Source organism: Chitinophaga sp., from assembly GCF_035564935.1.
Classification (GTDB): domain Bacteria; phylum Bacteroidota; class Bacteroidia; order Chitinophagales; family Chitinophagaceae; genus Chitinophaga.
The window spans coordinates 1-5330 of the sequence record NZ_DATMTE010000449.1 but is presented as its reverse complement, the minus strand read 5'-3'; the positions used below and the strand labels follow the sequence as shown (position 1 = coordinate 5330).

At 47.7% G+C, this 5330-nt stretch carries 4 protein-coding genes; 3 read left to right on the top strand and 1 reads right to left on the bottom strand.

The genetic code is table 11. The features are described from left to right. Positions 1-625, top strand: a 625-nt coding sequence (locus tag VN105_RS11645) for an ATP-binding protein (protein ID WP_325641011.1), incomplete at its 5' end; no start/stop codon positions are given. A 53-nt stretch (positions 626-678) separates the two neighbouring features. Here the strand turns inward: VN105_RS11645 and VN105_RS11640 are convergent. Then, positions 679-2805, bottom strand: a complete 2127-nt coding sequence (locus VN105_RS11640; RefSeq protein WP_325641009.1) for an elongation factor G — start codon at positions 2803-2805, stop codon at positions 679-681. 150 nt (positions 2806-2955) lie between these two features. Between VN105_RS11640 and VN105_RS11635 the strand changes: the two genes are divergently transcribed. Then, positions 2956-4731 carry an ABC transporter ATP-binding protein gene (locus VN105_RS11635; RefSeq protein WP_325641007.1) on the top strand — a complete coding sequence of 592 codons (1776 nt, stop codon included), beginning with the start codon at positions 2956-2958 and terminating at the stop codon, positions 4729-4731. A 44-nt stretch (positions 4732-4775) separates the two neighbouring features. Beyond that, positions 4776-5213, top strand: a complete 438-nt coding sequence (locus tag VN105_RS11630) for a DUF983 domain-containing protein (RefSeq protein WP_325641005.1) — start codon at positions 4776-4778, stop codon at positions 5211-5213. Positions 5214-5330 lie beyond the last annotated feature (117 nt).

Genomic DNA, 5330 nt, shown 5'->3' with positions numbered 1-5330 from the left:
GGATGAATTGCCGGAGTTTAAACGTAAAGTGCTGGAAGTAATGCGGCAACCGGTAGAAGAGAGAAGAGTAACCATTTCCAGGGCAAGAACAGCTATCGACTTTCCGGCCAGTTTTATGTTACTGGCATCTATGAACCCTTGTCCCTGCGGATATTTCAACCATCCTGACAAGGATTGTTCCTGTGCGCCGGGGCAGGTACAGGAATACCTGAATAAAGTATCCGGCCCGCTGCTGGATCGTATAGACCTACATGTAGAAGTAACGCCGGTAAAGTTTGCAGACCTTTCATCGACCAATGCCGCAGAGAGAAGTACGTATATACGTGACCGTGTGATTGCAGCAAGGACCATCCAGGCCGGCAGGTTTGCCGGTTATGAAGGGATTTACTGCAATGCGCAGATGCATAGCCGCTTGCTGGCAACGGTGTGTGTAATCAGTGATAAATGCAGGGAGCAGCTGGGGCAGGCGATGCAGAAACTGAAGTTATCCGCCCGTGCTTACGACCGGATACTGAAGGTAAGCAGAACAATTGCCGACCTTGAAGGAAGCCACAGCGTGGAACCTGCGCATATGGCGGAAGCCATACAGTTCAGGAGCCTCGACAGGGAGAACTGGGGGAACTGAAGGGGCCAACAAAAGTCCGGCAGGCAACAATTTCCCCCCAACCATGGCAGGAGCTACACTCCCAGATCTTCTTTATAGCTTTCACTCAGTTTCCGCTGCATTTCCGCGGGAACGGGTGCATATTCGGCGAACCGGGACTTTAGTTTGGCTTTGCCCTGGGTAACATTACGCAGCGCAGCAAACAGCTTATCTATTTCCGCCTGTGGCGTGCGGGCCTTGATAACCTGGTAGCCATTCAGGGTATCCATTCCCGTTATAACGCTGCGATGCGTTTGCAGTTCGCTCATAATATCGCCCATCATTACATCCGGGGCTACTGCTTCCAGGTCGAAAACCGGCTCCAGCAGCTGCGGGGCGGCCTGGTGGAACGCCTCACGGAAAGCCATCATACCGGCTATTTTAAAGGAGATATCGTTACTGTCTACCGGGTGCATTTTACCATCGTATACGCTTACACGTATATCGCGTACATACGACCCGGTAAGCGGTCCTTCCTGCATTTTTTCCATTACACCTTTGAGGATGGACGGCAGGAAGCGGTTATCAATAGCACCGCCAACAATACAATTGTTGAATACCAGTTTGCCGCCCCAGTTCAGCGCTATTTCTTCAGAATCGCGCACCGTGTGTTCCTTATAGGGCGGCATACCCTCATACCAGGGTTCTATTTTCATAAATACCTCCCCGAACTGCCCTGCGCCACCGGATTGCTTTTTGTGGCGATAGGAAGCCTGGGCCGGCTTCTGGATGGTTTCACGATAGGGTATTTTGGCAGCATGGAATGCCACCTGCATTTTATAGATATTTTCGAGTCGCCACCTGGTAACGAGTAAATGCAGTTCTCCCTGTCCGTGCAGGATCACCTGTTTCAGTTCGCGGTTAAACTCCACGAGAAGGGTAGGATCTTCCATGTGAATTTCCCCCAGTACTTCGCTGAGTTTTTCATCGTCGGCTTTGTTCTTCGCTTCAATGGCTACACGCACTTTAGGGGTAGGAAAATCGATAGGAGTAATCTGGCCGGGGAAGCTTTTCTCTGCCAGCGTCTGATTGGTGACGGTATTTTTCATTTTCAGTGTGCAGCCGATATCTCCTGCCTGGAGGCGTTCTATATTATTGCGGTTTTTCCCGTCTGCAATAAACAGCTGGCTGATACGCTCGGTAGTATTGTTTTCTTCGTTGATCAGCTCCATACCGCCTTTTACTTCTCCCGACATTACTTTAAAATAGGTAAGCCTGCCGATATGCGGCTCCTGCAAAGTTTTAAAAACAAATAATCCTGCCGGACCGGCAGGATCACAGGGAACAGATTTGCCTCCGGTAGTGGTTTCCGCAGGCATTTCCACGGCACCGGGGGCCACATTATCGATAAATCCCATCAGGCGGCCACTGCCCATATTATTTTTAGCGGATAAGCAGAACAGGGGGAACACATGATGATTGAGCATACCTATTTTGATACCCTGGCGAAGTTCATCTTCATCCAGGCTGCCTTTTTCAAAATACAGCTCCATCAGGGTATCGTCATTTTCGGCGGCTTTCTCCACCAATTCGTTGTGCAGCCGGTCGGCCTTTTCTTTTTCACTGTCGGGCACCGGGAGTTTTTCGGGTTTACCACCGCCTTCCGGGAAGCGGTACATGGTCATTTTCAGGAGATCGATGATGGCATTGAACCCGGGACCGGTATTTACAGGATACTGCATAATAGTAACAGGGTTGCCCAGTACCCGGACGGCATCCTCCACTGTTTTATTAAAGTTGGCGAGTTCCGCATCCAGCTGGTTAACGGCCAGTATGGTCGGTTTCCGGTACTTATCCACATAATCCCACACCAGTTCCGTTCCCACTTCTACCCCATACTGGGCATTAAGCAGGAGAACAGCTGTGTCGGATACGCGGATGGCGGAAATCACTTCCCCGATAAAATCTTCCAGGCCGGGTGTGTCTATAATATTGATCTTATAATCTTTCCATTCGGTGTGCATCAGGGTAGCATATACGGAGTTTCCCCGTTCATGCTCAATATCGTGGTAGTCGGACACGGTATTTTTCTCTTCTATTGAGCCTCGTTTACTGATGATGCCGGCTTCAAATAACATGGTTTCGGAGAGGGTAGTTTTGCCGCTTTTGGGTGCACCTAACAGTACGATGTTTTTAATATGTTTTTCATCATACGTTTTCATATGTGGAGATTTATTTAGATAATAGCTATCTCACCTGTGTCTTTACAAAGAACTTACTATTAAGTTAACGTTTTTTGACTAAAATAGCCAGTACTTTCCCCGGAATATGTGGCAACATGCAGTAACTTTGCACCTCAGGAAAACGGACATATGAAACTATTACTGCATTATTTGAAGAGATATAAATGGTTGGTCGTATTAGCAATGGCTCTGGCCAGTATTAACCAGCTTTTCTCACTGATGGACCCGATGATCTTCGGATGGATCATTGACAGGTTCGCTTCTCATCCAAAAACTTTTAAGGGTGGCACTATATTCCGGCCGGAGAACGAATACCTTACAGGTGTATTGTTACTGGTGGCCGCAGCCATAGGCGTGGCAATGGTATCCAGGATAGCCAAGGCATTCCAGGATTACTTTGTGAATGTTATTGTGCAGAAATTCGGCGCCCAGGTGTATACCGATGGGCTGAAACACTCACTCCGCCTGCCTTACCAGCAGTTTGAAGACCAGCGCAGCGGTGAAACGCTGGCTATTCTCCAGAAAGTGCGGGTGGACTGTGAAAAGTTCATTACCGCCTTTGTGAACGTGCTTTTCGTATCACTGATAGGGGTATTGTTTGTGATGGTGTATGCTACCACCGTACATTGGAGCCTGCCCTTTGTGTACCTTACGGGCTGTATCCTGCTTACTATCCTGATGAGTTTACTGAGCAGGAAAATCAAGGTGATACAGAAAACCATCGTAAAGGAAACCACAGCACTGGCGGGATCTACCACGGAATCGCTCCGGAACATTGAGCTGGTAAAGAGTTTAGGTCTTTCCAACCAGGAGATCAGACGCTTAAACTCCACCACTATGAAGATCCTGTTGCTGGAACTGAAAAAGGTGCGGAGCATCCGCAGTATCAGTTTTGTACAGGGCACCTTTGTGAACCTGATGCGCTCCTCTATCCTGTTCCTGCTCCTGTTTTACATTTACCGGGATGTAGTGAGTATAGGGCAGCTGATGACGTTACAACTGTATTCCTTCTTTATTTTCGGGCCGTTGCAGGAACTTGGCAACATTATCCTGAATTACCGCGAAGCACAGGTATCGCTGCTGAATTTCCAGAGCATACTGAATACGCCGGTAGAGGAAATGCCCGCCAACCCGGTAAAGGTGACGCATATTGATGAACTGCAGTTCAAACAGGTAGGATTTAAACACCTGACTGCGGCCACCAAAGCACTGGATAAGGTGAACTTCTCCGTAAATGTTGGAGAAACCATTGCCTTCGTAGGACCTTCCGGATCTGGCAAAACCACGCTGGTAAAGCTGTTGGTAGGATTATACAAACCAAACGAAGGTCATATTTACTATAACGGGGTTGATGCCAATGATGTAGACATGGAAGACCTGCGCCACCAGGTGGGTTTTGTTACGCAGGATACCCAGCTTTTTGCGGGCACCATCCGTGAAAACCTGTTATTTGTAAACCCGGGCGCCAGCGATGCAGACGTGATGGAAGCGTTGGACAAAGCCTCCTGCTATTCCTTACTGGCCAGGGCCGACAAAGGACTTGAAACCGTAATTGGTGAAGGCGGTATTAAGATTTCCGGCGGTGAAAAACAACGTTTATCCATTGCCAGGGCGCTGCTGAGGAAACCGCGCCTGCTGGTATTTGATGAGGCTACATCAGCGCTGGACTCTATTACAGAAGAGGAAATTACCAAAACAGTACGCGAAGTAACCGCCACCAAGCAGCATATTACCGTGATGATTGCGCACCGCCTCAGCACTATTATGCATGCCGACCGTATTTACGTACTGGAAAAAGGGCATATCGTGGAAGTAGGCAAACATGAGGACCTGGTAGCTGAAAAGGGCCTCTATTATGCCATGTGGCGGCAACAGATTGGCGAACGTAAAGTAGAAGCCGTGTAGGCGGCTACTTTGTGTGACTAAAAAGTATTGATTAATTTTGTAACATGAGTACACAACAGCCCAGGCGCCCTAATTACTTTGTCAGCATGCTGACTATGAAATGTCCCAAATGCAGGAAAGGAAATATGTTCAGGGATCAAAACCCGTTTCATCTCAGGTTTTCGAAGATCTTCAATATGTACGATAACTGCCCTGTATGCGGACAAAAATACGAGCTGGAAACAGGCTTCTGGTTTGGTACAGGCTATGTTAGCTATGCGTTGTCGGTAGCTTTCAGCGTATTTAACCTGATCTGGTTCTGGTTATTTTTTGGATTAACCTGGAGGGATAACAGCATTTTTATATGGCTTGGTGTGAACGGTGTATTGCTGGTACTTATACAACCATGGCTAATGCGGTTGTCGCGAGCCATTTACCTGTATTTCTTTGTGTATTATGATGAAGATACAGCGAAGCTGGAAAAGCCTGCACATCAACATTAAAAATAAAAATCACCGGAAAAAATATGGGGCTGTGAAAACAGCCCCTTTCTTTTTCAACCAAAATCTGAACCAATGGTGGTCAGAAAAGTCTTAATACAAAAACCAATTTTTGAAAAC

Excerpts from the sequence above, each read along its gene's own strand:
- VN105_RS11640 (WP_325641009.1), bottom strand. The coding sequence starts at position 2,805 with ATGAAAACGTATGATGAAAAACATATTAAAAACATCGTACTGTTAGGT.
- VN105_RS11635 (WP_325641007.1), top strand. The coding sequence starts at position 2,956 with ATGAAACTATTACTGCATTATTTGAAGAGATATAAATGGTTGGTCGTA.
- VN105_RS11630 (WP_325641005.1), top strand. The coding sequence starts at position 4,776 with ATGAGTACACAACAGCCCAGGCGCCCTAATTACTTTGTCAGCATGCTG.